Below are 4,586 nucleotides of genomic sequence, written 5' to 3'. Positions count from 1 at the left end.
GGTGGGGCACAAGGCCGTTCACGACGACACTCCCCGGGCGGGTAGCCGGGGCCGGCGGGTTCCGCCGGCCCCACCCCGGCGTCAGCCCAGCCGGGACTCGATCGCCTCGATGACGCGGGGGCGCAGCTCGGCGGCCCGGATCACCGCGTCGACCGAGCCGACCTCCACCGCCCGCCCGATGTTGTGCACCCGGTCGAACTCCGCCGCGACCTCGCCGAGCTTCTCCGCGCGGACCGCCGCGCGGGTCTCGTCGAGTTCGGCGGTGAGCGCGGCACGCTCGGTGCCGGTGGCCGCCGCGACCCGCGCCTCCAGGTCGCGTACCCGCAGGTCGGCCGCCGTACGGGCGTTGACGTCGCCGGAGAACACCACCGCCGCGGCCGGGGCGCCGCCGAGCACCGAGGCGAACGAGCCCTCCAGCGCCAGCACCGTCATGTTCGGGTTCAGCGCCTTGGAGAAGACCACGAACGCCCCACCGTGGTACCGGGAGATCACGCAGAACACGATCGGCCCGCGGAAGTTGACGATCGCCCGGCCGATATCGGCCCCGTACTCCAGTTGCAGCTTGCGCATCGACTCGGGTGAGCCGTCGAAGCCCGACAGGTTGGCCAGCACCACCAGCGGCCGGTTGCCGCTGGCCGCGTTGATCGCCCGCGCGGCCTTCTTGGACGAGCGGGGGAACAGGGTGCCCGCGGTGTAGGTGTCCGGGCCGTCGGTGGGCGGGAAGCCCCGCCGGGGCACCGACCGCGACTCGATGCCGAGCAGGCAGACCGGGATGCCACCGAGGTGGACGTCCTGCACCACGGCGGTCTCCGCGTCGGCCATGCCCGCCCACCGCTCCAGCACCGGGTGGTCCTGGTCGGACAGCGCCCGCATCACCGTACGGATGTCGAACGGCTTCTTGCGGTCCGGGTTGGCGGTGGCGGAGAAGATCTCGCCGACGGTGGTGAAGTCGCTGCCCGCCACGGTGTGCGGGAAGGCGGAGATGTCCCGGTCCACCGGGTCGACGGTGGTCGCCCGGCGCGGCTCGCTCTCCCCGGGCGCGACGTACGTGTGGTCGTAGTACGCCATCAGCACGTCCCGGGCCGCCGTCAGGTTCGGCGCCCAGTACTGCGCCTGCCCGTTGGGGCCCATCACCCGGTCGTAGCCGCCGATGCCGAAGTTGTCCTCGGCGGACACCCCGCCGGAGAAGTCCAGCGACTGCTTGCCGGTGAGCACCATCGCGGCCTCCGGCGTCATCACCAGGATGCCCCGGGTGTGCATGAGCATCGTCGCCTCGGCGTTCCAGTACGGCTGGGCGCCCACGTTGATCCCCGCGACCACGATGTTGATCTCGCCGCCGTCCTGGGTGAACTCGACGATCCGCTTGAGCGCCGCCGCCACCCAGTCCATGTTCTCGGTGCCCGACGTCATCGAGATCCGCGCGCCGGCCGACAGGGCGTACCACTCCAGCGGCACCTGCAACCGCTCGGCGAGGTCCAGGGCGGCGATCACCCGACGGCACTCGGCCTCGGAGAGCGCGCCGAGCGACTTGGTCGGGTCGCCCAGCAGCACCACCCGGGTGACGCCCTGCGGGTGCCTCGGGGTCGGCGTGGTGACCACGCCCGCGACGATCGCCGCCGTGTTGCGCCCCCGGGGCCGGTCCACCGGCACCAGCGCGTGGTCGTCGTCGAGGTCGTGCTCGACGAACTGGCCGAGCAGCCCGGTCAGCTCGTACGGGTAGACCGTGTTGCGGCTGCTGGCCCGCAGCACCTTCAGCCGGTAGTCGTCGAGCGGCTCGACCGGGTCGACCGGCGGCTCACCCATCGTCAGCTCGGCCCCGCCGGTGGCGTCGAACGCGATCCGTACCGCGATCTTGTTCAGCTCGCCGGTCCGGCGGTCGCGCTGCCGGGCGATGAACAGGATCTCCTCCAGCCCCGCGCCGACGGTCGTCGGGCGGACCCGCCCGGCGATCATCTCCATCTCCTCGCGGGTCAGGTCGCTCGGCGGCCAGACGTAGATGACGATCCGGTTGGTGTTGAAGCGGGTCTTGGACGGGCGGCGGGTCTGCGCCCGGCGGATCGAGTCCAGGCAGGTGGCGACGATGTCCTCGGCCGTGGGCAGGGCGACCAGCCGACCGTCGTGCTCCCGCAGCGCGGTCAGGTCACGCACCTGGGCGAACGCGACGAGCCGCTCGTCGGACGGGTTCTCCCGCGCGACGGCCTGGAAGAGGTAGACCTCCTCGTCCGACGACGGCAGCCGGGTCAGGTCGAACTTGCGCAGCCGCTCCAACTGCATCCGCTGCGCGATGTACGGGTGCAGGCCCCGGATCAGCCGCTCCTCGCTCATCCCCGTGCTCGACGGGCGGAACGTGAAGTGGTGGTGCATGACCGCGCCGCCGCGCCCCGCGACGGTGGTGGTGAGCCGGCGGACCTGGGCCGGCAGCGGGTGCGCGTTGACGACCTCCAACAGCGCGGCGGCCATCGCGTCGAAGTCCTCCGGCTGGTTCTCCCAGCCGAGGTAGATGTCGGCGTCGACGGCGGAACCGTCCCCGGCCAGCTCGGCGAGTCCACGTAGCGCGTCGCCCAGCGCGTCGAACCGGACGGCGGCGGACAGCAGGCTGGAGTCGGCCCGCTCGGCGACCACGAACGTGCAGTCCGCCACCCGCCGGGTCCGCACGTCGGCCAGGCCCTTGTTGCCGTAGTACCGCCGGGTCAGCACCTCCAGCATCACCGCGTTGTCGAGGTGGTCCCGCACGAGCCGCTGGCCGAGCACCCGCACCAGGGGTTCGGTGCTGCGGACCATCTCCGCGACCCGCTCGGCGCGGTCCGCCGCGTCCGGGTTCGCGTCCAGGTGACGCAGGTGCCGGCGGACCGAGGCGTACAGCCGGGCGCGGTTGCGCAGCAGCAGCGGCTGGGCGAACCAGGCGAACACCACCCCCCGGGCCAGGTCGGCGACGACCGGGAAACGCACCTGCGTCGCCGCCACCAGCCGCTCCAACGCGAGGCCGGCGGGCTCGCGCAGCACCGCGTCCGGCGGCGGCTCACGCAGCCAGGCGCGCAGCAACGTCGCGATGACCGTCGCGTCGGTGGCCGCCCGCTGCTGGGCCAGGAAGATCCGGAAAACGGCGGCCTCGAGGGCGGGGGAGCGGTCCAGCTCGGTGACGCCGTAGTGGCCGAGCGCCTTGGCCAGCTTGGCCTGGAAGTGCGCCGGCAGACCGGCCCGCTCGACGTCGAGGCTCTGCAGGTAGGTGTGGAAGTGCTCGCGGGCGCTGGGGACGTGGTTGTCGCCGCTGCCGTCCTCCCCGGTCAGCCGGTTGCGGCTGAGTTCGGCGAGGTCGGCGAAGACGTCGACGAGGTCGATCTCCTCGGCCAGCGGGCGGTGGCCGTCCTCGATGGCGGCCCGCCGCGCCGCGAGGTACTCGTCGAGCACCCGGCCGTCGTCGTGCGGATCCACGTCGAAGCCCAGCAGCAGCCCACGGAGGTCCTCCTGGCCGCGTCGGGACCGTTCGACCGCCGGGGCCTGGTCGGGCGCGGCGGGCAGGTCCAGGGCGACCGGCGCGGCGGCCTCGGCGACCGGGGCGTCGTCGGTGTCGTCGGCGAGCGGCTCCAGCCGCAGCAGCGCCGCGCCGGCCTCCACCTGGCTGCCGACGGAGACGCCGCACTCCCTGAGCCGGGCCCGGAACGGTGCCCGCAGCACCGTCTCCATCTTCATCGCCTCCAGCACCAGCACCGGTGCGCCCGCCTCGACCTCGGCGCCCACCTCCACCGGGGTGGCGACGACCAGCGCCGGCATGGGCGAACGGACCACGCCGCCCTCGTCGCGGCCGACCCGGTGGGTCACGCCGTCCACCTCGACCAGGTGGATCGCGCCGTGGGTGCCGGTGAGCAGCCGGTACCGGGCGCCGTTGACGGCGATCTGCCCGGTGTGCCTGTCGAACCGGTCCAGCTCGACGTCGGCGGTGTGCACGTCGCCACCGGCCTCGATGCCGACCCGGAACCGGTGCGCGCCGACCCGGGCCACCCGCATCCGGTAGCCGACGCCGCGCAGCTTGAGGTCCAACGGCCGGCCGCTGGCGTGCTGCACCTGGGGCCGCCCGCCGAACGCCGTCGACAGCAGCCGCTGCTGCTCGGCCTGCTCCTGCTCCTCGTACGCCTCGATCGCGGCGGCGGCGAGCGCGACGGCGGAGTGCCGGTGGGACACGAGCCGGCCCTCGGCGCGTACCCGGTCGATCCAGCCGGTGTCGGCGCTGGCGTCGATCACCTCGGGCTGGTCGAGCAGGTCGAGCACGAAGCTCTTGTTCGTCGCGCCACCCTCGATGATCACCGTGGTCTCGGCCATCGCCCGGCGCAGCCGGCCGAGCGCCTCGTCCCGGTCCCGCCCGTACGCGATGATCTTCGCGATCATCGAGTCGAAGTCGGCCGGGATGGTGTCGCGCTCGCGTTCCCCGGGGGGGACCCGGCAGCCCGGACCGGCGGGCCCGGCCCGCGGGCCCGGGCAGCGGGGCCGCCCGGGGGGACAGCGCGCGCGACGCCATCCCGGCCGACTTCGACTCGATGATCGCGAAGATCATCGCGTACGGGCGGGACCGGGACGAGGCGCTCGGCCGG

General features: G+C 73.7%; 1 pseudogene. It reads right to left on the bottom strand.

Annotation, left to right across the window (positions count from 1 at the left end):
• Window positions 1–81 precede the first annotated feature (81 nt).
• Window positions 82–4,455: pseudogene (locus tag ACOJTC_RS01325) on the bottom strand (carboxyl transferase domain-containing protein); the annotation flags it as partial.
• Between the last annotated feature and the right edge of the window lie 131 nt (window positions 4,456–4,586).

It is taken from the genome of Micromonospora sp. (assembly GCF_048594385.1).
Taxonomy (GTDB): Bacteria; Actinomycetota; Actinomycetes; order Mycobacteriales; family Micromonosporaceae; genus Micromonospora; species Micromonospora wenchangensis.
This window is presented reverse-complemented; position numbering and strand designations above follow the sequence as displayed.